Here is a 24,202-nt window from a genome sequence, read left to right as displayed (position 1 = left end):
TGTCGGCATACTCGGCGGTGAGTGCTCCGTTGCGCTGGAGCCATCGGTTGAGCAGTGGTCCCCATGCGCAGCGCCCAGCGGGCCGGGCAACTGGCCGAGGACCTCGACGTGGCCGTCGACATCGTCTCGGTTAGGTACGCAACCGATCGGAGCTCCACATATGCGCACCCCGGACACCGCCCCTACCCGCACCTGGTTCATCACCGGAGCCAGCCGCGGCCTGGACTCGATCGAGAGCAGCAGGGCCCTTCGCGTGGGCGGCCGCCTCGGCCGCTCGATGTCCGCCCACTGCACCTCGAACGGCAAAGCCATGCTCTCCACCCTCAGCGAGGCCGAACTGCTCGCGCTGTACCCCGACGAGGACCTGTCCCAGTGCACCACGCACTCGATCGGGTCACGCACCGGCCTCTTGCAAGCCCTCGACGAGGTACGGCGGGCGGGCTACGCCACCAGCGAGGAGGAGAGCGAGGAAGGCGTGGCCTCGATCGGCATCGCCCTGGCGGTGACGCCATGGGGACGACTGGCCGTGACCGCCTCCGCGCCGCTCAGCCGAATGACGCCGGACACCAGGCCACGCGTTCTCTCCAGGATCCGCGCGGCAGTCGAAGAGATCAACAAACTGCTGCCGTAGGCCCGGCCGCCGGTTTTGGCCGAAACGCACCTAGGTCCCGCTCAGGGACGCCCCGAGAGCAGTCGTCATGTACAACACGCTGCGCCCGGATCGTTCGCGGGCGACCAGACCGCTCTCGCGCAGTACACGGAGGTGTTGTGAGACCGCGCTGGGCGTGATCCCGAGCGCTCGAGCCAGGTCCGTCGTCGTCGCGGGGGACCGCAGCGCCTCAAGCAGTTCGGCTCGCGCCCGGCCGAGCAGCCGGACCGTGCTGCCTGCCGGCGCCCGCGTCCCGGCGGTCCACAGTGCCCCGACGCCCCGCGCCGGATAGCGCACCGTGGTCTGCGTGGACGTCCTTTTCTTGATCAGTACGTAGGGTGAGCCGAGAACGACCGGCATGAGCACCAGCCCACCCGGACCGCGCTCCACGACCCGCTCGATCCGCCAACGCGCTCCCCCGAGTCGCAACTGGCCGTCGCGCCAGCGCAGATCCGCGTGCAGATCGGCGAACAACCTCTCGGCGCCGCCCGCGGCCATCTGCTTGGCCCGATGGATGATGTCCGCGTCCAGTACGGCCCGGATCCGTGACCAGTGCGGCGCGATGAGCCGCTCGTGTGCCGCGCGCAGTTCCGCGGCGATCGCACGCAGTCCTGCGGCCGGCTGTTCGGCGAGCGCGGCGGCGGGGGCGGGGAGGTCCTCGCCGAACACGCGCCGGAGGCTGGTCCGCACTTGAGACGCCGGGGTTCTGCGCAACGCGGCGAGGTCGTCGTCGATGGAGGCTCCCGAGCCGAGCGGGGCGGGTACGAGGAACTCCGGCCAGTTCGGCCGGTCGCTGACGATCAGTGGCCACGTATGCGAGAGGTCCAGTGGATGCCTGGCGAGCTCGTCCGCCGCCCACCGCAGCCACCGCAGGTGGAGCGGGTTCCGATCGAGATCACCCAGCTGCTGCAGGCCGGACACGGTCTCCGACAGCGGCGAGATCGCGAACCGGGTCGCCGCCAGTTCGGCCACGCCGAGATCGATCGTCAGAGCCACCGGACCGATTATGTAGCACTGGCCTAAATAGTGTTGTGACGGCACCCGGCGGCAGAAGATCCCGGCATGACGAACGACGTGACGCGGAGCGAGGCCGAGCCGCGCTTGTCCGCGGGCTACTGGCGGTTGTGGTGGGCGACGGGTATCAACAGCGTCGGTGACGGGGCGTTCGCCGCGGCTGTTCCGCTGCTGGCCGTCACGGTCACGCGCGACCCCCGGCTCGTGTCGATCGTGTCCGCCGCGACGTACCTTCCCTGGTTGCTGCTGTCCCTGCCCGCGGGTGCGCTGGTCGACCGGTACGACCGTGTCGCCCTCATGTGGCGCGCTCAGGCGATCCAGGCGTTGATCGTCGCTGTCATCGCGGTTCTTGCCGCGTTCGGCCAGATCGGCATCCCGGTGCTCGCGATCACCGCCTTCGGGCTGGGAGCGTGCACGGTCGTCTTCGCCAACGCGGCGCAGGCGGTGCTGCCGGACATCGTCGCCGAGCCGCTGCTGCACAGGGCGAACGGCCATCAGCAGACGATCACCACGGTCGGCTTGCAGTTCGCGGGGCCGCCGGTCGGCAGCCTGCTTTTCGCGGTCGCCGTGGCGTTGCCGTTCGGTGTGGACGCCGCCTCGTTCGCCCTGTCCGCCGCGCTGCTGGCGACGTTGCGCGGGCGCGGGCGCGAGCGGATCGAGCATCCGCCGATGCGGACGGCGATCGCGGACGGCCTGCGATGGCTGGTCCGTCACCGGCTGCTGCGCACCCTCGCGGTCCTGCTCGGCGTCAACACCTTCTGCTTTCAGCTCGGCAACGTCTCCCTGGTCCTGCTGGCGACCCAGACGCTGCGCCTCGACGCGCCCGGTTACGGGCTGCTGCTCGCCGGCGCCGCGATCGGCAGTCTGCTCGGCGGCCTGGTCAGCGCGCGCCTCGTCATGAGAATGGGTGAGCTTCCCGCGCTCCTCGCCGCGCTCGTCACGAACGTCGTCGTCTTCGTCGGGATCGGGTTGAGCCCGAACGTGATCGTTCTCGGCGTCCTGCTGGCCGTCAGCGGCTTCGTCACCACGCTCTGGAGCATCGTGACCGTCAGCCTCCGGCAACGGATCGTGCCGTCCGAGATGCTCGGCCGGGTGAACAGCGTCTACAGGATGCTGGGCTGGGGGCTGATCCCGCTCGGGGCGCTGGCCGGGGGGCTGGTGGCGCACGCGTTCGGGTTGCGGGCGCCGTACCCGGTCGCGGGGGTGCTGCGCGGGATCGCCTTGCTGGTCGCGATGCCCGTACTGGTCCGTGCCATGCGCGACCGAACCGCCGCGGGCCTCGTGGGGCGGCGTGACAACCTGTCACACCGCCCGTGACCGCCCGAAGCACCGCCCGTGACTGCCCAAGGCACATCGCCCATAACTCCCGGAACAACCTCCCGTGACTGCCCAGGGCACATCGCCCGGGGCTGCTCAGGAGAGGAAGCTGCCGTAGCGGCCGCCGAGGATGCCGTCTTTCTGCGCCTGGCTGAAGTGGCAGTTCGGGTAGGCGTAGAAGGACGCCGACATGCACGTGCCGTCGGTGGACGTGGCGTCGGGCAGCCCGAACGCGTGCCCCAGTTCGTGCACCATCCCGCCGTACCAGCGATTCATCGCGCCGTTGATGCCGGCTGCGCCGTCAGCGTCGTGGCCGCTGAGGATCACCCAGCCGTTGCCCCCGCCACCACCCGCGCCGTCGCCCTCGGCGCTGATCTCGCCGACGTTGAGCCAGCGGCTGTCCGGTGCGCCCAGGCCGAGCTTGCGGCGCAGTTCGGCCTGCATGTTGCACACCGACCACCAGTACTTCTCGCCGCAGTTCGGCGTGTTCTCGTACCAGCTTCGCGGCTGGTCGCCGTTGACGACCTCGACGACCGGGCTGTTCAACGTGAACGTCCTGCCCAGCTCCTGCTGGAAGAAGCGCTGCGCCTCCTGCATGACCTTGGCGATGCCGTCCGGGTACCGCTGGTCGTTCGCCACGTCCGACGGCTTGAGCCAGAAGACCCGCACCGTCCGCACCGGCGGGACGCCCGGCGTCGGAGTGGGGGTCACGGTCGGAGTAGGGGTCGGGGTCACGCTCCCCGTGCAGGCGACACCGTTGAGTGTGAAGCCGGCCGGCACCGGATTGCTGGAGTTGTTCCAGGTGCCGTTGAACCCGAACGAGGTGCTGCCGCCCGTTGCCAGGGAGCCGTTCCAGCCCACGTTGGAGGCGGTCACCGCGCTGCCGTTCTGCGTCACGGCGGCGTTCCACGCCTGGCCGATCGTCTGCCCGGCGCCGAAGGTCCAGCGCAGGGTCCAGCTCGCGAGCGGATCACCGAGGTTCTTGATCGCGACGTTGGCGCCGAAACCGCCGCCCCACTGGCTGCCGAGGGTGTAGGTGACCTGACAGCCGGCCGCGGCGGCGTGAGCCGTGACCGTGGTCGCCGCCGCGGCACTGATCACGCAGGCCGCCAAGGCCCAAGCGACAATGCCCCTGCGTAATCCTCGTTGGTGCATCTGTTCCTCCGGGAGCGCGAGAATGGTAGCGCTAACACCGGGGAGGTTGACGGGCCGTCGCTGCCATGTCAACAAGCAGGGATGAAAGCCGTCGCGGGCTTGGGAAAACGCTCTGAGGAATCCGAAAGTTTCAGACCGGCAGGGCGATGGCCTCGGGCCGGATCCTGGTCACTAGGGCACCATCCTTATTGCGAGGCCCGCGTAGGGTCTTGTGGAAGGGACTCGGCGGGAGCCGGGGTGACGGCCTGGTTTGGTCGCCGGTGAAGGGCCTCTATGACACCCCGGTGCGCGCGACAGGACGGAAGCAGGTGGTGGCCGACCAGGGCTCCGTCGCGAGCGGCGTCTCAGGGCCGCTCTGGTCCTGCTGGAGGAGACACATCAGGCCACCTGCCCCGCCGGCCGGGCCATCGTGCCGGCCGGGTCGATGACGATGCCGATCACGTCCAGCTCGGCGAGCATGCCGCGCAGCGCCGGAGCGGTGAGCACCACCCACTGCTGGTCCGTCCCGAGCACCTTGGCGAGCTTGAGCGGCGAGGAGAAGGCGACCGCCGTCCGCTTGCCCGCGGCGGTGCGGAACAACCGCAGGGCCGTGGCATACGTGCCGACCCGGACGGGGACGAACAATCGGGGCTCTGACATCTGCTTCCTTCCAGCGAAAAGCCGTACATGACAGACGTTAGAAGCGTCGCTGGACACATTCCGCGATCACTACGCAATCTCAACGCCCGGCCCCGGAAATCCTGACGCGACGTTGACGGCGCAGGACTTCCACGGTTGGACCCGCCGCCCTGCTTGCTGACATTCAGGAGTCATTCAATTACTTTGAGTGACATCAGGGCGCGCTCAGTGCCCTCACCCAACCGGAGGAACCCGTGCGCCGCACCGCCGCCCTCGCCCCCCTGGCCGCCGCCACCCTGCTCGCCCTGGCCACCCTGACCACCCCGGCCGCAGCCCACACCGGCGCGACCCTTCCCAAGGGCGTCATAACGATCGACGGCATCGAATACCCGCTCGACCCGAACAGCCGCGAGTGCATCGAAATCAGGCTCCCCAGCGACTCGTCCTTCCCTATGCACCAATTCACCAACACCGGCGTGTTCTACACAGCCGTGCTCTACCAGAAGGCCGACTGCTCCGACGACCTGTCATTCCGCTCGGCACCCCCTCTGACCACCGTTTACGCGACCGCACGGAGCTTCCGCGCCGTATACGCCGACTAAGCGCTCCCATCCCGGCTTCCGCGCTCGGCCCGGCGATCGGACCAGGCCAGCCAGAGCTCGGCGTAGCCGCCTTGTCCAGGACGTGCGCGCCCATCGACCCGGACTCCGCGGTGGCCTCGTCCAGCACGACGAACCAGGGATCGCCCAGGAAGACCCTGACCTACCGCGGAGGCGTCTCGCCGGGCGGATTTCCGCTGCGGTCCCCGAGCGGGCTCAGGATGCGGCGGGCGATCTCGACGCGGAGACGGTGACTTTCACGCTGGTCGATACGGAATGCCTCAGCCGCGCCGCCCACAACGTGTTGAAGTTTCTGCAGAGCCCGGCCATTCTCTGCGCTCCTGTCACATGGATGTGCGTAGAAAGCATGGCCTGTCGAAAGGGGCGGGATGCGATACGCGGATTAGCGTAGGCGCCGTACTGCGTTCAGCGGAGGAGCCCCGTGGCCTCGCCAGCCTTATGATCACCGGGTGGCTTTACCGAGGATCTCAACGATCGTCCTGATGCTCGCCGTAACGGCCGGCTGCGGAGGCGGCGATGCGGTCGTGGCGCGAACGCCCGCCGAGGCGGTGACTCAGCGGATGAAGGGCTCGACCGGCGTGCGGGTCACCAGGCTCGTCCGCCTGGACTACGGCGAGAAAGTGTTCACCCCTCCTGCGGAGGGCGACTTCGTCGTGCCGGTCAATATCGGCGAGTACAGCGAGAGCCGGACCAGCGGAGTCCTCGGCGCGACCGCCTCCGACCTGACCGCGACCTACTACCGGACCAATGTCCCTGATCAGCTGAGAAGCGTTGTCCCGACCGACCTGTCCAACATGACGTCCAGGACGATCACGATCAGAGGCTCCGGCACCTACGAACTCCGGGCTGATCGGCAGGACGTTCCCGCGGGCAAGTCCTGGCTTCACAACCGCGACTCCGAGTGCGGGCAGTTGTCGCGCGCCATCGGCTCGCTCGGCGTACGCGACCTCGTCGCACCCGAGGTGCTGCGAAAGCTGGCGGCCCCGGCTCCCACTTCGGGGGAGGCCATCGACGGAGTTGCCACTGTCGTCCACACCGGGAGCGGCTCGCAGGCGGAGTCCGGCGTCGCGGCTCCACAGGTCGACCCCGCGATCGCCGCGCAACTGCGCGAGCGGCACGGCTCGACACAGGTCTCCTGGCAGTTGTGGGTCGGGCCGGACCGGCTTCCCCGTCGGGTGCGTCTCACCTCGACCTATCCCATGGCCGGCGACAACGAGCCCAAGACCACCGTGACCGAGGTCGACTTCACCGACTGGGGCCGCGATGTGCTCATCGGCCCCCCACCGCCGGACCAGGTGCACGAGATCGGGACCTGTCCGGCCCCGGACACATATTGAGACCATGTTCCCGAGCCGGAATCCCAAGGTCACAGCCCCGCATCCGGCTTCGTCGACTGGGTGTTGATCGCGTTGTTATCCGCACCACGGAGCATGCGGATATGACCGGGGGAATCCTGAGGATCGTCTTTACCGGTGAGGACCTGGCCCGGGTGCGCATCGCCTCGCGCATCGACGAGCTGTGGGAGATGGCGATGAGCCTGCACGTGCTGCAAAAGGCCGGCGGCGGGCAGGACATGACCGGCTGGCGGCGACGGGCCCGCGCCGACCTGGCCGATACGGGCCTGCTGCAGCCGGTACGGCAGACGCTGGTGCCGCTGATGCCGATCAAGGCCTATTTCCCCGACTTCCTGACCCCCTTCGAAGCCCAGGGCGGAGGGCAGAACGGCATCGACGCGCTGGCCGACACCCCGCCCCTGCGCGTGCGTCAGGAGATCGACCTGCTGCGCCGGCACTCATCGGCCCTGCCCGCCACCCTCGACGGCCTCGCCCGCGGCGACCAGCGCGCCATCACCGGCCTGGCCGGCCTGACCCGGCGCTACTGCCAGATCGCCTTCGCGCCGCACCGCACCACGATGGAGCGCGCCCTGGCACGCGAACGCACCCGGCTCACCCGCCTGCTCACCGACCACGGCGTGGAGGCCATGCTCGCCGCCCTGACACCGCGCACACGCTGGCGGCCCCCGATCCTGGAGACCGACTACGCTGCCGGCCGGTACGAGATCCAGCTGCGCGGCCGCGGCCTCACCCTGATCCCCTCGTACTTCTGCCGCTACACCCCGGTCGCGCTCGCCGACCCCAGCCTGCCGCCCGTCCTGATCTTCCCCGCCCCCCGCCGAACCCCAGCAGCCCACCCCGCCCCCGCCCTCGACGACGCGCTGCCCGAACTGCTCGGCGCCACCAGAGCCCGCATCCTGCGCCACATCGCCGCCACCAGCGGCTGCACCACCAGCGAACTCGCCCGCCGAACCGGCGCCTCACTGTCCTCGGCCAGCGCCCACGCCCAGGTGCTCCACCGCGCCGGGCTGATCACCAGCACCCGCCACACCAACATGGTCATCCACCAGATCACCCGCCTCGGCACCGACCTGATCAGGGCCAGGACGGGGGACTTTTAGGTCTACGGGAACTGTGTCCAGGCCTCGACGACATGGCAGCCTTGGGGGTCGCCGGAAGCGGTGGAGGCAGGCCCTTTCTGGCCGGAGGACTTGGTCACCCACGGGCCGACGATGGTCCTCGTGTAGGGGTAGTGGGCTGAGTTGCACTTCGCGGCCACCCGGTAGCTGCCGAAGCCGGACGCGCAAAGTGCGCCCGCCACGTTTGTTGCCGTGTTCACGGAAGAGTAGCAATTCCACACTTCGGCGTGCGCCGGGGTGGCGGTGCCGGCGAGGACTATCCCGCCGACCGCCATGCGAATCACATCGGCGTTCGCCGCTCTCATCGCCGCTGTCGCCCTGGCACTCATGCCGTCCGCGGCGTTGGCGTCGGCACCGAAGCCGGCTCCGACACCGGCCTCGCCCATCAAAGCGACGGAGCGGTTCGTCGCCGTCCCCATGATCAAGGGCGCGAAGCCGGCGGAGGAGCCGCCGGTGTTCGAGTGCCAGTGGGGATGGAACGGCTCGGTCGGCGGTTTCTACCCTGAGGCGTGGCTGAAGTACGTGGCCACCTTCGAATGCGGGGAGGACTACGGGGTCGGGCCCGACATGTCCGGCACGATCCGCGGCAGCCTGCACGACTCTCCCGGCGGGCTGATCCGGCACACGGGCCCGGACGAGGCCTTCACCTTCTGCTGCGGACTCGACCTGTCCTACGTCGAGAGCGGCGGCGAGATCACCCTCACCGGTCCCGGCCAGAAGTTCTACATCAACAACGACTCGATCATCGACCTGCTACCGAACCCGGCGGACAACATCGTCTGGATCTGGTCGTACCTGCCGGCCGGTTGCGAGGGCGTCGGCTCGCCGCGCGCCGTCTGCAACCTGAACTCCGGCGAATGGGCCATCAACTGACCGAGTGAACGTCCACGGCCCGCCCGGCGGACCGTGGACGTTCAACACGCACCTGGGCATGGGCGAAATACATCAGCGAGTGGTGACGAGTGCCTCTGGGCAGAGGGCGACGAGATCCCTAGCGTTTGTGGCGAGATTCCGTACGAACACGGCGAAAGGATCATCGTGCGACCCACCACACGTTTCACCGCCATCCTCGCCACCGCCATGTTCCTGGGCGCCCCGCAGCCGGCATACGCGGACGGCTCCCACACCTGCTTCTGGGGAGACCTGGGCGCGCAGGACGAGAGCGGCTACGAGATCACCGCCAACGCCTGCGACGGCACCGGCTACGCCGACGTCACGGTCACCGTCTACGGCGGGGAGGCGAAGGGCACCCACCGCTGCCGCATCGCGTTCCCGTGGAACGGCACGCTGGCGGCACAGGGCTGCGCACCGTCATCGCCCTGAACGTCGACGAAATTCCGCGCGGGTCCCCCCGGGTGTCAGGACGGCGGGTCCTCGGTGGCGGGCATCGAGAAGAATCTCAGGAACAGGGGCCGCGCGCCTGGCGACGCGTCCTCCGTCGTACGGCTGAATCTGGACAGCAGTTCCATGTACGCCTCGAAGAACTCGTCAAGCTCCTCCCGGTTCAGGTGGGTGAGCCCGCGAGAGGTCTTCGCCCAGTCGCCGTACCGCCGATGATCTGTGAAGAAGCGCCGGGCGAGTTCCAGCTCCTCCTCGACCTTGGACCCGGTGATCTCGTCGAGGAGTTGCTGTGACTCCTCGTCCATCTCCCCCGCCGAGGGCCACCTCAGGTCGGCGCTGATCTGCCGCCACCAGCGCTCCCGCCCGGTCGACCGCTCGGGGATCTCTTCGATGAACCCGTTGTGCTCAAGCTGGCGCAGGTGGTAGCTGAGCGTCCCGGTGTTCTCGCCGAGTGCCCGGGCGAGCGTGGTGGAGGTGGCCGGGCCGTGGATGCCGAGATGCCGCAGAATCCGCTGTCGCAGCGGATGGCCGAGCGCCTTGTGCGCGCCTGGGTCACTGAGCTGCCGGATCGCCCGTCTGTTCGCCACGTTGCGAGCTTACAACCCCTCGCCCATCTTTGCAGAATTTTCGCTGCAGCATTTCTTCTGCAATACTCCGTCGCAGCGGTCCCCCACGCGACATGGAGTGAACGAGGATGACACCAGTACCCCCGGCAGGACGGCGCTCGCTCGCCGCCGGACTCATCGCCCTGTGCGTGCTCCTGCTGATCGCCATCGGCGCGATCAGGGACACCACCCCCACCGCGGTGAGCCCGGCAGGCGCCCCCGACAAGGAGTTCAGCGCGCAGCGGGCCTTCGCCCAGGTCGAGCGCTTCGCCGTCAAACCCCACCCCGTCGGCACGGCCGAGCACACCCGGGTCCGCGACTACCTGGTCGGCGAGTTGCGAAAACTGGGCCTGCGGCCCGAGGTGCACGAGGCGGTGGGCGTCGCGCCGCGCCGCGATCCGGGCGATCCCGTCACCGCCGGGCGTGTCTTCAACATCGTCACCGTGATACCCGGGACCGCTCCCACCGGCCGGGTCTTCGTCACCGCCCACTACGACTCGGTCCCCGAGGGACCGGGCGCCAACGACGACGGCGCCGGTACGGCGAGCGCGATCGAGACGGCCAGGGCGCTGGTCGCGGACGGCACGCGGTTGCGCAACGACGTCGTGTTCCTCATCACCGACGCCGAGGAGACCGGGCTCCTGGGCTCGGAGGCGTTCGTCAAAGAGCACCCGCTCGCACAGGGGCGGAGCGTGGTGCTCAACAACGAGGCGCGCGGGTCCAAGGGGCCGGTGCTGATGTTCCGGAGCACGGAGCCGAACTCCGGCCTGATCTCCATGTTCGGATCGGCGGCGCCCATGCCGGTGGCCGACTCCGTCTACGCCGAGCTCATGAAACTGCTCAACAACGACACCGACTTCACCGCCTTCGAACCCGGCGGGATGGCCGTGCTCGACTCCGCCTACGCCAACGCGGGCACCCTCTACCACAGCGTCCTCGACGACCCCGCGCACGTCGATCTCGCGGCGCTGCAGCAGATGGGCGACAACACGCTGGCGCTCGTGCGCGCGTTCGGCGGCGCCGACCTGGCGCGGCTGACCGCCGGGAACCGCCTGGTCTACTTCAACCTCCCGCCCGGCCTGCTGGTCCGCTACCCGGCCTGGGCGGCCTCCCTGCTGGGCGCGCTCGCCGTGCTGGCGGCTCTGGCGCTGATCTTCCTGGCCCGCCGCCGGGGCGTGGTCACGTTGCGGCGCACGCTCCTCGGCACCGCGCTCGCCCTGGTCCCGATCGCGCTCGGGGTGGGCGTCGGCGTCTTCTTCTGGGACCTGCTCAAGGTGATCCGGCCCGAGTTCAGCGGAACCGCCACCACGACGCCGTACCAGCCGGAGCCGTTGTGGCTCGCCGTGCTGATGCTCGCGGGCACGATCCTGGTCGCGTGGTACGCGCTGCTGCGCCGTCGCGTCGGCGCCGCCGAACTGGCGCTGGGCATGCTGACCTGGGCGGCCCTGATCGGTCTCGGGCTCGGCATCGTGTCGCCCGGAGCCTCGCACCTCGCCGCCTGGCCCGCCTTGGGAGCGGCGCTGGGCGGGCTGGCCGCGCTCCGGTGCCCGCCGCGGTGGCGCGTCCTCGCCCTCGCCGCCGGTCTCGTGCCGGGCGCGCTGATCCTGCTGCCCAGCGCGTGGAACATCCTGCCGACGGGCCTGCAGTACGTGGGCTACGCGCCCATGCCCCTGGTGGTCCTGTTCGGCGGCCTCCTGCTGCCGCTGATCGAGATGGTCTGGCCCCGCAGGCGTTCCCCGCTGGTCCCGCTGACCGCGCTGGTCGTCTCGATCGCCCTGGTGGCGGCGGGCGTGCTGGCCGAGCCGTTCGACAAGGAGCACCCGCGGCGAACCAGCCTGGCGTACGGCCTCGACGCGGACACCGGCAAGGCCGTCTGGCTGACCTCGAAGGCGCCCGATCAGTGGGCCCGCCGCTACGGCGGCGCCGACGCGACCGGCCGGCCGGAGGCGGAGTTGTGGGGCGGCGGGTCCAAGCTCCTCAGCCCGGCGAAGGCCGCCGCGCTGCCGGCGCCCTCGCTGCGGGTGCTCGCGGACACGACCCAGCAGGGCGTACGAACCCTGCGCGTCCGGCTCCGCTCCGAGCGTGGAGCGAACATGGTCGGCCTGCGGGTGGACGGGGACACCGCGACGGTGCGTTCGCTGACCGTCGGGGGCCGCTCCATCACGGCCGACCCGGCGGGATTCGTCTTCCACGCCGCGGGAACGGAGGGGGTCGAGGTGTCGCTGGCCGTCAAGGAGGCTTCCGGCGGCAAGATCCGGCTGCGGGTCACCGATGTGAGCCCGAACCCCGGTGAGATGGCCGCGCTTCCCGGCTTCATCGCCCCACCGGACTGGTTGTTCCTCGGCGACACCAAGATCTCCGTCACCAAGGCCTACGACATGTGACCGCCGCGCCCCTTCCGCCTCGACATGTCGCGACTTTCTCCGATTTTCGGCGAAAGGCTATGGGCAAAACGAAGATCTCGCTTTATATTACGGCGCAGAGCAGCGTTATCCCATTCACGTTCCAGCGAATGAGACCCGGCATCCGCCGATGGATCACAGCTGTCCCGGCGATGCCGCACCCCGCCCACGCCGAACGCGGCCCCCTCTCGGAGATGGGACACGTCATGCGGAAATTACCCCTGTTATCCGTCTTACTGGTCACCACACTCTCCTGCCTGGTCGTACCCGCTCAAGCGCATGCGGCGGTCCCGCCGCAGGAGCCGGGCGTCACCCTGCGCACCTACGACGTCCAGGTCGAACTGTCCAAGCTCTGCACGCTCAAGCCCGGTCAGACTCCCAACGTGGACAAGCTGATGCCCACGATCGACTGGGTCTCCGACGCCGACTTCGGCCTGACCGACATGTTCGTCACCGAGGCCATCGGCAACATCGACGTTCCCGCCGCGGGCACGTACGAGTTCCGGCTCACCAGCGACGACGGCTCCAGGCTGCGCATCGACGACACCGTCGTGATCACCAACGACGGACGGCACGGGCCGATCGCCTTGGACGGCACGATCACCCTGACCGCCGGCTACCACGCGCTGCGCGTCGACCACTTCGAGCACCTGTACGGCCAGCAGCTCAAGCTGGAGTGGAGACCACCTGGATCCGCCGGGTTCGCCGTCGTTCCCACCTCGGTGCTGAGCACCGACGCGGACGTGGTGCGCGTCACCGCCCCCGGGCGCAAGGAGTGCGAGAGCGGCGCCGACTCCCCCGGCGACGGGCTGCCCCTGGCGTCCGTACACCCTGACCTCACGCTCACCGACCTGCGCCCGGCAGGTTTCCAGCCGCAGGTGACCGCGATGGACTGGCTGCCCGACGACCGGTTGGCGATCGCCACCTGGGGCGGCTCGGAGACCAGGCTCGGCGAGGTCTACCTGCTCGGCAACGTCACCGGCGCGACCTCACCCGCGCGGGTGACCACCAAGAAGATCGCCAGCGGGCTGCAGGAGCCCATGGGCATCAAGTACGTGGACGGCAAGCTCTACGTCTCGGAGAAGTCCCGGCTGGTGGAGCTGAACGACACCGACGGCGACGAGGTCGCCGACAACCTCAGGACCGTGGCGACCTGGCCGTTCAGCGGCAACTTCCACGAGTTCGCGTTCGGGATGCTCTACCGTGACGGCCACTTCTACATCAACCTCTCCGTCGCCATCGACTACGGCGGCGCCACCACCGACCCGCAGCCGGCGCGGGACAGGGGCACGAGCATCAAGATCGACAAGGCGACCGGCGCGGTCGAGTACGTCGCCGGCGGTCTGCGCACGCCCAACGGGCTCGGCTGGGGTCCGGAGGGTGAGCTGTTCGTCCTGGACAACCAGGGCGGCTGGCTGCCCGCCTCGAAACTGGTGCACATCAAGAAGGACCGGTTCTTCAATCACCACACCAATCCTGACGGCCCGTTCGACGACGAGCCGGTGACCCAGCCCGTGTTGTGGCTGCCGCACAACGAGATCGCCAACTCCCCCAGCACTCCGCTGGTCATGAGGCGGGGCAGGTTCGCGGGGCAGATGCTGTTCGGCGACGTCACCTACGGCGGGATCCAGCGGGCCTACCTGGAGAAGGTCAACGGCGAGTACCAGGGCGCGGTCTTCCGCTTCACCCAGGGACTCGAAGCGGGGGTCAACCGGATCAGCCTGGGGCCTGACGGCGCCATCTACGCCGGCGGTCTGGGCGCCGGCGGAAACTGGGGCCAGCCGGGCAAGCTCACCTACGGCCTGCAGAAGCTGACCCCGGGCGAGGACAAGGCGTTCGACATCGTGAAGATGCGCGCGATCGAGGGCGGCTTCGAGCTGGAGTACACCGAGCCGCTGTCGGCGGAGACGGCCACGTCGCTGGCGGCCAAATACCAGGTCACCCAGTGGCGCTACGTCGCGGCCGCCACCTACGGCGGGCCCAAGGTGGATGAGGAGCCGCTGACCGTCACCTCCGCGATTCCGGCCTCCGGCGGGAAGAAGGTCACGCTCAAGATCGCGGGCCTGAAGCCGGGGCGGGTGGTGCACCTGCGGTCACCGCGTCCGTTCAGCTCGGCATCAGGGCGGTCGTTGTGGAGCACCGAAGCCTGGTACACGCTCAACTCGCTGGTCGGCGGCCCGGTGACGGACACCGTCTACGAGGCGGAGAGCGCGGCGCAGAGCGGCGGCGCGAAGCTGAACACCGACCATCCGAGCTACTCGGGAGCCGGTTTCGTCGACGGCTTCTGGAGCGCGGGCGCGGCCACGCGGTTCGCCGTACGCGCGGCCGAGGCCGGCACGTACCACGTGGGCCTGCGCTACTCCAACGGCCCGAACCCGGCGCCCGGCGCCAAGTCGCTGAGCGTGTACGTCAACGGGACCAAGGTCAGGCAGGTGCCGCTGGCCACGACGGAGACGTGGGACCAGTGGGCCACCCGGGTCGAACCGCTCACGTTGAAGGCGGGCGCCAACACCATCGCCTACTCCTACGACAGCGGCGACACGGGCAACGTCAACCTGGACTCCGTCACCGTGGCCGCGCGACCCGTACTTGAGGCGGAGAACGCCCAGCTGCGCGGCGGCGCGAAGGTGAGCACCGGCCGTCAGGGCCACACCGGCGCGGGCTTCGTCGACGGCTACACGACCGCGGGCGCGAGCACCTCGTTCTCGGTACGTGCGGACTCGCCCGGCAGGCATACCGTCGGGCTCCGCTACGCGGCCGACACCGGCACGTCGGTGAGCGTGTACGTCAACGGGACCAAGGTCAGGCAGGTGCGGCTGGCCGCCTCCGGCGACTGGGCCGTCCAGACCGAGGCCCTCGACCTGAAGCGGGGCGCGAACACCATCGCCTACAGGTACGACTCCGGCGACGCGGGACAACTCGGCCTCGACCACATCACCGTGTCGAAGGCGGAGCGGATCACGCTCTTCGACGGGACCGGCCTGGCGGCATGGGAGAGACGGGCAGGCGGAGCGGCGACCTGGCCGATCGCGAACGGCTCCATGGAGTCCTACGGCGGCGACATCCGCACCCGGCGCACGTTCGGCGACTTCAAGCTGCACGCCGAGTGGTACGAGCCGGACTACCCGCCGGAGGTGACCGGGCAGCAGCGCGGCAACAGCGGCATCTTCCTCCAGGAACGCTACGAGGTGCAGGTCCTCGAGTCGTACGGCGACACCACGCCGGCCGCCAACGAGGCGGGCTCGATCTACTCCAAACGCGCGCCCGACCGCAACATGGCCACCGCCTCAGGGACGTGGCAGACCTACGAGATCACCTTCCGCGCGGCCCGCTACACCAGCGCGGGCGTCAAGACCGACGACGCGCGGGTGACGGTCGTCTGGAACGGCGTGGTGGTACACGACGACGTGGCCATCGACGGCGGCACCGGCGACCACATCCCGGAGAGCTCGGCGTCGGGCGGGATCCGCCTCCAGGACCACGGCGATCCCGGCGAGAACCCCCGTTTCCGCAACGTATGGATCGAACCCGTCTCCTGACCCCGTGCCCGCCATGCGACCGCGGTCGCAGCCGAGCTTGGTCGCAGGTCATGCCGACACAAAGCAACGGGTGGCGCAGGAATCTCTCCTGCGCCACCCGTTCTCCCTTGACCATCGCACATGGCAAGGAGCTCTTCTGCGATCAAGCCCTGTAGTCGGGGTATCCGTAGCCCACGACCTGGGACTTCGGCCGGACCCGCTGCTCGACCTTGCCGTTTCCGGTGTTGCCCTCGATCGTGGTGATCGTGCCGTTGCCGTTGTCCTGCTTCACCAGGCCCACGTGGTCGATGCCCGTGGTGCTCTTGCCATTCCAGTCGTAGAAGACCACGGCGCCGGGCTTGGCGAGCGTGCCCCAACGATGGTTGGCCTGGAACCACTTGGCGTAGGTAACGGTGTAGGCGTCCCAGCCGACGGTGGGACGGGCGCCGGCCTTCTCGCCGACCCAGGAGACGAACATGGCGCACCACGGGGCGTTGGCGTAGGTCCGCAGGGTGCCGCCGTCGCGGGCGATGGTCTCCTGCGCGCGGGGCGAGGACATGTACCAGCTGTGGAACGGAGTGCCGCCGCCGGCGGCGTTCTCCGACACACCGATCTGCGACTCGGCGATCTTCAGCACAGACTGCGCGCTCACCTGATGCGCCGGCTTCTGGACGTCGTGATCGGCGGCGAAGGCCGGGGTGGCGGCGAGAGCGGCACCGGCCGCCACGCTCATCCCGACGGCGAACCGGGCCAGTTTTCCGGGCATCAGGGCATGGGTGAAGCTGTACTTAGGCATTACGGGAATTGCTCCTTGCTTCCATGCGCCTACCGGGTTAGCTGACGGGTTCGAGCGTGGAAGTGCTCTACAGGGCGCCCGATCCAGGCGCACCGATTCACCCCGGAGAAAAGTGGGTCCCCGGCTCCGCGAGATCGCGAATTAGGCGGCCGCGTTCACAGACGCGGGTCTCGGCAATATGCAGGCGTCATGAAGCACGCCTCAAGTCCTCGAACGTAAGCGAAGCGCATAGAAAGATGCAAGCCATCCCCTGGAAGGGGCAACAGAAACCCCCACGCCAAAGGGGATCGCGGCAAAATTCTTTACCTGCTCCGGGCGGGATTCGCAGCACGCCGGCCATGATTCGCGATGCGACACGGGTGTGTCGCGCTGAGGACATACCCTGAACGGCATGCGGAAGTCCATGATCGAGGCCGTCGACACCGCGCCCCCGGCCTCCGCAGGGGTGATCGTCGTCGGGCACTTCCCGCTGGAATCAGGGCAGTGGATCTCCCCGCACAGCCACACCCATCACCAACTGGCGTGGACGCGCAGCGGCGTGCTCGGCGTCGCCGTCGCCGACTCGTACTGGATCCTGCCGCCCAGCAGGGCCCTGTGGTTGCCTGCGGGGGTCGTCCACCAGACCGGGGCGACCCGCGACGCGGTGTTGTGCAGCCTCTACCTCGATCCGGAGCGGTGCGCCCTGAACTGGGCGGAGCCCACCGCGGTCGGCGTGGACGGACTGCTGGCCCATCTGATCGGCCACCTCGCCCGCGAGGACCTCGCCGATGACGCGCGCCTGCGCGCCGAGGCGGTGGTGCTGGACCTGCTGCACCCCTTGCCCACCCTGCCGATCGACGTTCCAGAACCCGTGGACGAACGCGTGCGCGCCGTGGCCGACGCCCTGCTCGCCGACCCCGCGGACCCACGGAGTCTCGACGCCCACGCCCGCTCCATCGGGGTGAGCCGGCGCACGCTGACCCGGCTGTTCGTCCGCGACACGGGCATGAGCTTCGACCGCTGGCGCACCCACACGCGGCTGCGCGCCGCCCTGCCGCTGCTCGCCGAGGGCCGCCCGGTGTCGGAAACCGCGCACGCCGTGGGATACGCGACTCCGAGCGCTTTCCTGGCCGCCTTCCGGCGAACCGTCGGCACGTCGCCCGGGCGCTACCTCAACGGGGACGCCGTACATTTCTGACAAAGAAGATTTACCCGGCGGTGAATCCCCGGTCTGGTCGGCATTTCAGGCTTATGTGAGCCTCTATCCCCTACATCACCTTTGCCGCTCTTTAGGGAAATACGTACCTTTATCCGTAGCGGCGTACCCATTGTCGATGCCGTCTTTCACCAATCGTCCCTTGGGGTGATCCAGACCAAGCAAGGAGTCAACACCCTCATGCTCAACACCAAGAACTCCAAGCGCTTGAGCCTGGCCGTCGCCGGCGCTCTCCTGGCCGGAATCACCGCGGTCACCGGCACGGCGTCCGCCTGGACCACCGACCACGGCGCGCCGCACGGCACCCGGCAGGAGGCCGGAGCGCTCACGTACGGCCTGGACATCTCCCACTACGAGCCGCTGTACGACTGGAGCGCCAGCTCGGCCCAGTTCGGCATCATCAAGGCCACCGAGGGCACCGACTACCGCGACTCCTCCTTCGCCAGGCACTGGCGTGAGCTGGGCGACAAGGGCATCGTGCGCGGGGCCTACCACTACGGCCGCCCCGGCAACGACCCCATCGCCGAGGCCGACCACTTCCTCTCCGTGGTGAACGCGCAGCCCGCCAAGCCCGGCGACCTGCTGGTCCTGGACCTGGAGACGGCCGACGGCCAGTCCGTCGACGAGGTCAACGCCTGGGCCAAGGCGTGGCTGTCGCACGTGAAGGCCAAGACCGGGATCGTCCCGATGTTCTACAGCGGCTGGAACTTCGCCAACACCTACGGCAAGGGCCTGGCCGAATACCCCCTGTGGGTCGCCCGCTACGGCGTGGGCAAGGGCACGGTGACCCCGCCCGCGGACTGGAAGTCCTGGGCCATCCACCAGTACACCGACGCCCCCCTCGACCAGAACGTCTCCGTGCTGAGCCCGGAGCAGCTGCGCGCCCTGGGCCGCCACGCTGCTTGAGCGTTCCCTGCTTCCTGGGTGGTAGCGGCACGGCGGAATGACGGACGTCACCAACACCACGCGGATCCACGCCCTGCTGGTCAACCGAAGGTGGATCTCACCCGAGCACCGCGCCCGCCTGCTCTCCGACGCCGCCAAGGCCGCCGCGGAGAAGACCGGCTAGATCCGCCGCTGGGCGTCCGCCAGGTCGCGTAACACGCGTACCGGAGAGACCAGGGCCACGGCGGTGCCGGCGAGCATCAGGCCGGAGCTCACGACCAGGGTCGCCCGAAATCCGAGAGCGGCCCCTGCCGCACCGCCGGGGAGGGCGCCGATCGCCTGCCCCCCGAAGGCGAAGAACCGCCACGTCGCATTGGACGGCGGCGGAGGCCGGTTCAGCGAAGCTCGCCGGTGATGATCCACAGGTGGCCGAACGGGTCACGGATGCGGCCCGAGCGCTTGCCGTAGTCCCGGTTCTCGATCGGCACGACCACCTCGGCGCCATGGGTGATCATGCGTTCGCCGACCGCGTCCGGGTCGTCGACCTCGATCTCGAGGAGGACCGCGGAGCCACCGAGATCACTCGGTGAGAGCCACTCCCACGAGGAGACGGCCGGCGAGACCGTGAAGGACGAACCACCGATGCGGTGATCGACGACGGCGGGCCGGCCATCGTCGCCCAGCGGAGCACGGAACACCTGCTCGGCGCCGAGAGCGTCCTGGTAGAACGCCGACGCGCGATCCGGGTCGGGCACGATGAGACGAGGAGAGAGTTTCATGGTCGAGACGCTGCCTATCTGATCGAAGCGTTCGCCGCCAGAGGTCCGCTCGGCGACGTGGAGGCCGTGTTCGGCGGCACGCACACCATCGTGGTGGCCGGTCAGCGGCTGGTCTTGAACTTCTGGGAACCGGCCTCGGCTTCGTCAGGCGGGTTCGCGATCCCGCGCGGCCGGGCCTTCCGTACGCAGCCACTCGGTGGGCGTGCACCCGGCCATGGCCCGCCACTCCCGGGTGAGGTGCGCCTGGTCGGCGAATCCCGATGCGGCGGCCACCGCGGCCACACTGACCTGCCCCGCGCGGGCCGCGGCCACGAGCCCGCCCCGGGCGGCCTCGAAACGGATGAGCCGTTGGTACTCCTTCGGCGTCACCCCCAACTCGGTACGGACCGCCGTGCTCAGGTGGCGTCGGGAGCACCCGAGCAGCTGAGCCGCCTCCTGCACCCGGGTGGTTCTGGACAACGCCGCGAGCGTGGCCCGCAGTCCATGACGGTCGGTGTTCTCCCCGTATCGGGCCAGGCCGGTGAGCAGGGTCCGTTCGACCAGGGCCCGGCGTTGCGGCCAGGACGAGCAGGCCGCCAGGCGCTCCGGCAGGTCCGCCATCGCCGGGGCCACGTCGGCGAGATCGGCGACGTGCCCGGCCAGCGCCGACGCCGGCAGCCCCAGCAGCGCGCCGGCGCCGAGCGGGCTGAGCGTCAGCCACACGCCGCGCGTGCAGCCCTCCTGCCTCAGCTCGGCCGCGCCCAGGTGGAGCCCGGCCACCACGGCCCGGAGCCTTCTGCCCGAGCCGGGCCGACCGTGCCACGCGATCTCCAGCGAGTCCGCCTCGGGGATCGTGATCGACACCGTGGACGAGGGCAGCCCGCGATGTACTTCGACCGTGCCCGGCCCGAGATCGTAGGCGCCCAGCGTCACCACGAACGGCGCCAGGGCGGCGGACGTCTGATCAGCAGGCACGATGCTCACCCTCTCCACGGTACGGCCGCCGCGCGGTGCAACCGACGAACCGAGCACAGGCGACGTTCGCCACAGATCAGCGGCGGCGGCCTGGCGTTAAGGCGGCGAGCTCCTCCGTGGGCTCCTCGGTCGGCTCCTTGGACGGCTCCTTGGACGGACTGTTGTCGATGGCGCGGGCCCGCTGGACGTCGAAGTTCGCGACAGCCGGCGTGCCGCTGTCGTTCGCGCAGGCCACCGTCACCGTCGCCGGCCCCGGCACGGCCTCCTCGGGCACGGTCACCGCGTCGGTGAAGTCGGCGCCGGCGGAGTCCGCGGTGACCGGCGAGCCCAGCGGGGCGTCGCCCTGCCCCCACCGCACCGTGTAGGCCCCTCCGGGCGGTGGCGGCTCACCGCCGCCGCAGTGCAGGCCGTTCACAGCGAGCGACGCCTGCTCACCCGCGCGCCCGGAGGACGGGCGGAAGGCGGCCTTCAGCTGCGGCACGACGGTGAACACCGCGTCTCGCGACGTCGTCCCGGACACCGTGCAGCGGGTGTTGAGGGTGTGCTCACCGGCCGCCGCGCCGGGCACCGTGATCGTCTTGTGCAGCCCGCCGGGCTTGTCCGTCATGCCCTCGAAGATGGCCTCGCCGTCCCACAACACCTCGAAGGGGCCATCCGCCTCCGTTTCGGGTTCGGCCGGCTCGGTGGCCGGCGTCTCGGCATCCGCATCGCCGGTGGGGCAGTGCACGCCGCTCAGGTGCACCTCGACCGAGGAGCCGGGACGGCCCCAGGTGGGCGAGATGCTCGGCGGGCTGGCCGCCCGCCCCTGTAGTGCGACCGCCCGCCCCTGTTCTGCGACCGGCCGCCCCAGTAGTGCGGCTGCCCACCCCTGTTGTGCGACCGGCCACGCCTGTTGTGCGACTGGCCGCGCCTGTGCGGCGACCGGTTCCGCTCCGTCCGCGACCAGCCGCGGCCCCGCCGTCGCGGCGCCCGCGAGCAGCGCCGCGCCGATCGTGCCCGCCGCGAGCAGTCGCGCGTAGGTACCGAATCCCATGACCCCTCCGCCCCGTTGAGCAGCACCACCGGCCTGTGCACAGTGCCGAGTGTGCTGAGGGAGCGCGTGGCCGTCTTGAGTCGGCGACGACTCAGATCCCGTCGCTTCCGCGCGGAGGTCACCCAGGCTGGGGAGGTTCGATGGCCAGGGCGTGCCGGAAGACGTTGCGCGGGTCCCAGCGGGCCTTCACCCGTTGCAGGCGTGGGTAGTTGTCCTTGTAGTAGAGCGTGTGCGCGGGCACACCCGAGGTGTTCCACTCGGGGTCGGCCAGGTCGGCGTCCGGGTAGTTGATGTAGGAGCCGTCGTTGACCTCGCCGGGCACGGGCACGCCGCCGGTGTCGGCGTACACGTCGCGGTAGAAGCCGCGCACCCAGGCGAGGTTGGCCGCGTCGTCCGCCTCCTCGCCCCAGATCGTCTGGTAGACCGCCTTCATGACCACGTCTCGCTGGGCGATCGCGGTGTCCCCTGGCGCCACCGCGCGGACCTGGCCGCCGTAGCCGACGAGCAGCAGGCCGGCGCCCTGCCCGCCGGTGGAGTTGGTCAGGTTGCGGTAGACGGCCGCGAGCTGGGTCTCGGTGAACGAGCGCCGCAGGTAGCCGGCCTTGAGCTTGTACCGCCGGATGAGCACGTCGCCCGGCTCGCCGCTGCCCGGCCAGGTCATCCGGTGCAACCACGGCATCGTCCGCCGCAGGTCGAGCGCCGGGGTGAGGTCGACGCCCGCGGTCACCGCGGACACGAAGTCTGTCACCATGCCCTCGGCTCCGGGAATGTCCGCGTCGATCTGCGCGAGCAGCATGACGGTTCCGGCGGCGCGGTGGGACGGCTGGATGATCCCGTACAACCCGGCGTACGGTGAGCCGGGCGCGCTGTTGCGCTCGTGCCAGGTCCCGAAGTTACGCAGCAGCCCGGTGAGCGCTTGCTCGGTCATGTGCTCCCAGGACCAGAAGATCACGTGCTGCACCATCCGCCCCGGCGACGCCGGCAGCAGCCGTGACGGGTCGGTGCCGGTGGCGCCGGGCGTGCGCAGCCAGTATCGGGTGACCACGCCGAAGTTGCCGCCGCCACCGCCGGTGTGCGCCCACCACAGGTCCCGGTTCGGGTCGTCAGGCTCCCGGGTGGCGACCACCGCGCGGGCGGTGCCGTCGCGGTCTACCACCACGACCTCCACACCGTACAGGTGATCCACCACCGAGCCGTAGCGCCGGGACAGCGGCCCGTAGCCGCCGCCCGCGAAGTGCCCGCCGGCGCCCACCTCCGGGCAGCCGCCGCCGGGGATCGTCACGCCCCAGCCGGTGAGCAGCGTCCGGTACACGTGCCCGAGCGTGGCGCCGGGTTGCACGGAGAACGCCCCCCGGTCGGCGTCGTAGCCGACCGCGTCCATCGGGGAGAGATCCAGCAGCATCCGCACCGCCGGATCGGCGGTGAAGTTCTCGAAGCAGTGCCCGCCGCTGCGCACCGCGACCCGCTTGCCGGACCGCACCGCCTCCGACACCGCGCGTACCACCTGATCGGTCGAGCCGACCACGCGGATCTCCTCCGGCCGGCCCACGAACCGGAAATTGTTGCCCCGCAACAGGCTGTCGTAGCGGACGTCGCCCGGACGTACCGTCACCGGCCCGAACACCGCCGCGCCGGCTTCCGCCGACGCGGTATCGCCACCCCACGCGCCGGCCACGGCAGCGCCCACAGCAGCGCCCGTCACGGCGGCCGCGCCGGCGAGCGCCCCACGACGACTCACCGGCAGGCTCGTACCCCCGCCCCTCACTTCTGGCATGTGACTCGCTTCCTTCCGATCGGAGGTCGTCAGCCTCTCAATCGGGCAGGAAGCCGCACATCAACCGATGTCATGAGTCGGCGGCTGATTACTCCGCTCCTCCGGACGGCTGATCCGCTCCACCGTTCGGATGACCGCCGCGCCCAGAACCGCCGTGGGACGCGCCGCTCCCCCAGGCGGCGCGGCCGTTCCGCTGGAACGCCACCCCGCCGGGCGGGAGGCCCAGCACCTCGGAGAGCTCGCGTGCTGTCCGGGCGACGACGGCGCCCATCTCGTGCAGGCGGACGGGTGAGGCCGCCCGAGTGACGGACACGCTGATCGCCGCCGTGATCAACCCTCGATGATCACGTACGGGCGCCGTCACGCCAGCCGAGCTGTCCTCCAGCTCGACCTCCGAGACCGCGTAGCCGGACGACCGCACGTGGGCCAGATCCGCCAGCCATTTCTCCTCGCCGCCCACCGCGGAGTCGAGCCCCGAGGGCAGCGTGGCCCGCAGCAGGGTCACCACCTGCTGATCGTCCCACTCGGCCAGCAGCGACCGGCCCGCGGCCGCCATGATCACCGGGACCGAGATCCCTTCCCAGACCCGGTGATAGGCGCGTGACGACGGCACCGACATCAGGGTCAGCACCTGGTGGCCGCGCAGCACGCACAGGTAGGCGTCCTCGTCGAAGGAGGCCGTCAGGCGCCGCAGGAAGGGCGCGGCCACCTGCACCAGCCTGGCCTGCTGGGTGCGAGCGGCGAGCGCGAACAGCCGCCACCCGAGACGATACCGCCTGGTGAGCGGATCTCGCTCGACCATGCCTTCGAGCTCGAGCGCGCGCAGCGCCCGGGAGACCTGGCTCTTCTCCCTGCAGAGCCGCTGCGCGATCCAGCTCACCCCGAACCCGTCAACGTCCCGATCATCGCCGTGACCAGCGAGTATTTCGAGGATCTCCATGTCCCGACGCAGGCCCGCCGAGGACACCGCCGGCTTCTCGCTCATCCCTATCCGTTCATAACAGGAACATTGCACTCGCGTTGCGCTAGTTGCACCCGATTTTGCGCTCATCGCAACAAATCGCATACCTTTGC

Annotated in this window: 23 protein-coding genes and 1 riboswitch; of the genes, 12 read left to right on the top strand and 11 right to left on the bottom strand. The window is 69.8% G+C overall.

Going from position 1 to position 24,202, the window contains the following annotated elements; all coding sequences use genetic code 11:
- Window positions 1-160: 160 nt before the first annotated feature.
- Complete coding sequence (locus tag ACFPZ3_RS25060; RefSeq protein ID WP_379516655.1) at window positions 161-631, top strand: IclR family transcriptional regulator; 471 nt, start codon at window positions 161-163, stop codon at window positions 629-631.
- Between the two features lie 30 nt (window positions 632-661).
- On the opposite strand, the gene ACFPZ3_RS25055 is transcribed toward ACFPZ3_RS25060, so the two are convergent.
- Window positions 662-1,645, bottom strand: coding sequence for an ArsR/SmtB family transcription factor (locus ACFPZ3_RS25055; RefSeq protein WP_379516654.1), 984 nt, complete (start codon window positions 1,643-1,645; stop codon window positions 662-664).
- A gap of 66 nt (window positions 1,646-1,711) precedes the next feature.
- Here ACFPZ3_RS25055 and ACFPZ3_RS25050 point away from each other — a divergent pair, with 66 nt between their 5' ends.
- Window positions 1,712-2,980: an MFS transporter gene (locus tag ACFPZ3_RS25050; RefSeq protein ID WP_379516653.1), complete on the top strand. Its 1,269-nt coding sequence runs from the start codon at window positions 1,712-1,714 to the stop codon at window positions 2,978-2,980.
- A gap of 96 nt (window positions 2,981-3,076) precedes the next feature.
- On the opposite strand, the gene ACFPZ3_RS25045 is transcribed toward ACFPZ3_RS25050, so the two are convergent.
- The gene (locus ACFPZ3_RS25045) at window positions 3,077-4,081 is read right to left on the bottom strand and encodes a cellulose-binding domain-containing protein (RefSeq protein ID WP_379516652.1); all 1,005 of its coding nucleotides are present in this window, start codon (window positions 4,079-4,081) and stop codon (window positions 3,077-3,079) included.
- A 432-nt stretch (window positions 4,082-4,513) separates the two neighbouring features.
- Window positions 4,514-4,774 carry an SAV_915 family protein gene (locus ACFPZ3_RS25040; RefSeq protein WP_379516651.1) on the bottom strand — a complete coding sequence of 87 codons (261 nt, stop codon included), beginning with the start codon at window positions 4,772-4,774 and terminating at the stop codon, window positions 4,514-4,516.
- A 233-nt stretch (window positions 4,775-5,007) separates the two neighbouring features.
- Between ACFPZ3_RS25040 and ACFPZ3_RS25035 the strand changes: the two genes are divergently transcribed.
- The 3 genes from ACFPZ3_RS25035 (at window position 5,008) to ACFPZ3_RS25025 (ending at window position 7,828) form a co-directional block, all read left to right on the top strand.
- Window positions 5,008-5,355, top strand: coding sequence for a hypothetical protein (locus ACFPZ3_RS25035; RefSeq protein ID WP_379516650.1), 348 nt, complete (start codon window positions 5,008-5,010; stop codon window positions 5,353-5,355).
- A 500-nt stretch (window positions 5,356-5,855) separates the two neighbouring features.
- Window positions 5,856-6,710 (top strand): LolA-like protein, encoded by an 855-nt coding sequence (locus tag ACFPZ3_RS25030; protein ID WP_379516649.1) that lies wholly within the window; start codon window positions 5,856-5,858, stop codon window positions 6,708-6,710.
- A gap of 101 nt (window positions 6,711-6,811) precedes the next feature.
- The gene (locus ACFPZ3_RS25025; RefSeq protein ID WP_379516648.1) at window positions 6,812-7,828 is read left to right on the top strand and encodes a MarR family transcriptional regulator; all 1,017 of its coding nucleotides are present in this window, start codon (window positions 6,812-6,814) and stop codon (window positions 7,826-7,828) included.
- Window positions 7,829-7,830: 2 nt separating this feature from the next.
- On the opposite strand, the gene ACFPZ3_RS25020 is transcribed toward ACFPZ3_RS25025, so the two are convergent.
- Window positions 7,831-8,271 (bottom strand): hypothetical protein, encoded by a 441-nt coding sequence (locus tag ACFPZ3_RS25020; protein ID WP_379516647.1) that lies wholly within the window; start codon window positions 8,269-8,271, stop codon window positions 7,831-7,833.
- Here ACFPZ3_RS25020 and ACFPZ3_RS25015 point away from each other — a divergent pair.
- Window positions 8,264-8,719 carry a hypothetical protein gene (locus ACFPZ3_RS25015; RefSeq protein ID WP_379516646.1) on the top strand — a complete coding sequence of 152 codons (456 nt, stop codon included), beginning with the start codon at window positions 8,264-8,266 and terminating at the stop codon, window positions 8,717-8,719. The two genes, ACFPZ3_RS25020 and ACFPZ3_RS25015, sit on opposite strands and share 8 nt — an antisense overlap.
- Before the next feature lie 165 nt (window positions 8,720-8,884).
- Window positions 8,885-9,169, top strand: a complete 285-nt coding sequence (locus ACFPZ3_RS25010) for a hypothetical protein (RefSeq protein WP_379516645.1) — start codon at window positions 8,885-8,887, stop codon at window positions 9,167-9,169.
- A 35-nt stretch (window positions 9,170-9,204) separates the two neighbouring features.
- On the opposite strand, the gene ACFPZ3_RS25005 is transcribed toward ACFPZ3_RS25010, so the two are convergent.
- A complete protein-coding gene (locus tag ACFPZ3_RS25005; RefSeq protein WP_379516644.1) occupies window positions 9,205-9,774 on the bottom strand; it encodes an ArsR/SmtB family transcription factor in 570 nt (189 codons plus the stop codon).
- Between the two features lie 107 nt (window positions 9,775-9,881).
- On the opposite strand from ACFPZ3_RS25005, the gene ACFPZ3_RS25000 reads away from it, so the two are divergent.
- Together ACFPZ3_RS25000 and ACFPZ3_RS24995 are read left to right on the top strand one after the other, a co-directional pair.
- A complete protein-coding gene (locus ACFPZ3_RS25000; RefSeq protein ID WP_379516643.1) occupies window positions 9,882-12,176 on the top strand; it encodes a M20/M25/M40 family metallo-hydrolase in 2,295 nt (764 codons plus the stop codon).
- 224 nt (window positions 12,177-12,400) lie between these two features.
- Window positions 12,401-15,733, top strand: coding sequence for a 3-keto-alpha-glucoside-1,2-lyase-like domain-containing protein (locus ACFPZ3_RS24995; protein WP_379516642.1), 3,333 nt, complete (start codon window positions 12,401-12,403; stop codon window positions 15,731-15,733).
- A gap of 142 nt (window positions 15,734-15,875) precedes the next feature.
- Here the strand turns inward: ACFPZ3_RS24995 and ACFPZ3_RS24990 are convergent, their stop codons facing one another.
- Entirely contained in the window at window positions 15,876-16,508 is a 633-nt protein-coding gene (locus ACFPZ3_RS24990; RefSeq protein ID WP_379516641.1) for a CHAP domain-containing protein, read from the bottom strand.
- A gap of 11 nt (window positions 16,509-16,519) precedes the next feature.
- Window positions 16,520-16,666, bottom strand: a riboswitch (cyclic di-AMP (ydaO/yuaA leader).
- A 233-nt stretch (window positions 16,667-16,899) separates the two neighbouring features.
- On the opposite strand from ACFPZ3_RS24990, the gene ACFPZ3_RS24985 reads away from it, so the two are divergent.
- The 3 genes from ACFPZ3_RS24985 (at window position 16,900) to ACFPZ3_RS24975 (ending at window position 18,772) form a co-directional block, all read left to right on the top strand.
- The gene (locus tag ACFPZ3_RS24985; protein WP_379516640.1) at window positions 16,900-17,685 is read left to right on the top strand and encodes an AraC family transcriptional regulator; all 786 of its coding nucleotides are present in this window, start codon (window positions 16,900-16,902) and stop codon (window positions 17,683-17,685) included.
- 165 nt (window positions 17,686-17,850) lie between these two features.
- On the top strand, window positions 17,851-18,609 hold the full coding sequence (locus tag ACFPZ3_RS24980; protein ID WP_379516639.1) for a glycoside hydrolase family 25 protein: 759 nt from the start codon (window positions 17,851-17,853) through the stop codon (window positions 18,607-18,609).
- A 37-nt stretch (window positions 18,610-18,646) separates the two neighbouring features.
- Window positions 18,647-18,772 carry a hypothetical protein gene (locus tag ACFPZ3_RS24975; RefSeq protein ID WP_379516638.1) on the top strand — a complete coding sequence of 42 codons (126 nt, stop codon included), beginning with the start codon at window positions 18,647-18,649 and terminating at the stop codon, window positions 18,770-18,772.
- A gap of 211 nt (window positions 18,773-18,983) precedes the next feature.
- On the opposite strand, the gene ACFPZ3_RS24970 is transcribed toward ACFPZ3_RS24975, so the two are convergent.
- The 5 genes from ACFPZ3_RS24970 to ACFPZ3_RS24950 form a co-directional block, all read right to left on the bottom strand.
- Window positions 18,984-19,367 carry a VOC family protein gene (locus tag ACFPZ3_RS24970; RefSeq protein WP_379516637.1) on the bottom strand — a complete coding sequence of 128 codons (384 nt, stop codon included), beginning with the start codon at window positions 19,365-19,367 and terminating at the stop codon, window positions 18,984-18,986.
- Between the two features lie 144 nt (window positions 19,368-19,511).
- The gene (locus ACFPZ3_RS24965; protein ID WP_379516636.1) at window positions 19,512-20,330 is read right to left on the bottom strand and encodes a helix-turn-helix domain-containing protein; all 819 of its coding nucleotides are present in this window, start codon (window positions 20,328-20,330) and stop codon (window positions 19,512-19,514) included.
- 67 nt (window positions 20,331-20,397) lie between these two features.
- Window positions 20,398-21,354 carry a hypothetical protein gene (locus tag ACFPZ3_RS24960; RefSeq protein ID WP_379516635.1) on the bottom strand — a complete coding sequence of 319 codons (957 nt, stop codon included), beginning with the start codon at window positions 21,352-21,354 and terminating at the stop codon, window positions 20,398-20,400.
- 118 nt (window positions 21,355-21,472) lie between these two features.
- Window positions 21,473-23,128 carry an FAD-binding protein gene (locus ACFPZ3_RS24955; protein ID WP_379516634.1) on the bottom strand — a complete coding sequence of 552 codons (1,656 nt, stop codon included), beginning with the start codon at window positions 23,126-23,128 and terminating at the stop codon, window positions 21,473-21,475.
- An 88-nt stretch (window positions 23,129-23,216) separates the two neighbouring features.
- On the bottom strand, window positions 23,217-24,113 hold the full coding sequence (locus ACFPZ3_RS24950) for an IclR family transcriptional regulator (protein WP_379516633.1): 897 nt from the start codon (window positions 24,111-24,113) through the stop codon (window positions 23,217-23,219).
- Window positions 24,114-24,202 lie beyond the last annotated feature (89 nt).

It is taken from the genome of Nonomuraea insulae, from assembly GCF_042656245.1.
Note: the sequence above shows the minus strand (reverse complement) of the source record. Positions and strands in the feature narration are given on the sequence as shown.

Coding starts and splice junctions, on each gene's coding strand:
- ACFPZ3_RS25060 (WP_379516655.1), top strand. CDS start 161: ATGCGCACCCCGGACACCGCCCCTACCCGCACCTGGTTCATCACCGGA.
- ACFPZ3_RS25050 (WP_379516653.1), top strand. CDS start 1,712: ATGACGAACGACGTGACGCGGAGCGAGGCCGAGCCGCGCTTGTCCGCG.
- ACFPZ3_RS25040 (WP_379516651.1), bottom strand. CDS start 4,774: ATGTCAGAGCCCCGATTGTTCGTCCCCGTCCGGGTCGGCACGTATGCC.
- ACFPZ3_RS25030 (WP_379516649.1), top strand. CDS start 5,856: ATGCTCGCCGTAACGGCCGGCTGCGGAGGCGGCGATGCGGTCGTGGCG.
- ACFPZ3_RS25025 (WP_379516648.1), top strand. CDS start 6,812: ATGACCGGGGGAATCCTGAGGATCGTCTTTACCGGTGAGGACCTGGCC.
- ACFPZ3_RS25015 (WP_379516646.1), top strand. CDS start 8,264: ATGATCAAGGGCGCGAAGCCGGCGGAGGAGCCGCCGGTGTTCGAGTGC.
- ACFPZ3_RS25000 (WP_379516643.1), top strand. CDS start 9,882: ATGACACCAGTACCCCCGGCAGGACGGCGCTCGCTCGCCGCCGGACTC.
- ACFPZ3_RS24995 (WP_379516642.1), top strand. CDS start 12,401: ATGCGGAAATTACCCCTGTTATCCGTCTTACTGGTCACCACACTCTCC.
- ACFPZ3_RS24990 (WP_379516641.1), bottom strand. CDS start 16,508: ATGCCTAAGTACAGCTTCACCCATGCCCTGATGCCCGGAAAACTGGCC.
- ACFPZ3_RS24985 (WP_379516640.1), top strand. CDS start 16,900: ATGCGGAAGTCCATGATCGAGGCCGTCGACACCGCGCCCCCGGCCTCC.
- ACFPZ3_RS24975 (WP_379516638.1), top strand. CDS start 18,647: ATGACGGACGTCACCAACACCACGCGGATCCACGCCCTGCTGGTCAAC.
- ACFPZ3_RS24970 (WP_379516637.1), bottom strand. CDS start 19,367: ATGAAACTCTCTCCTCGTCTCATCGTGCCCGACCCGGATCGCGCGTCG.
- ACFPZ3_RS24960 (WP_379516635.1), bottom strand. CDS start 21,354: ATGGGATTCGGTACCTACGCGCGACTGCTCGCGGCGGGCACGATCGGC.
- ACFPZ3_RS24955 (WP_379516634.1), bottom strand. CDS start 23,128: ATGCCAGAAGTGAGGGGCGGGGGTACGAGCCTGCCGGTGAGTCGTCGT.
- ACFPZ3_RS24950 (WP_379516633.1), bottom strand. CDS start 24,113: ATGAGCGAGAAGCCGGCGGTGTCCTCGGCGGGCCTGCGTCGGGACATG.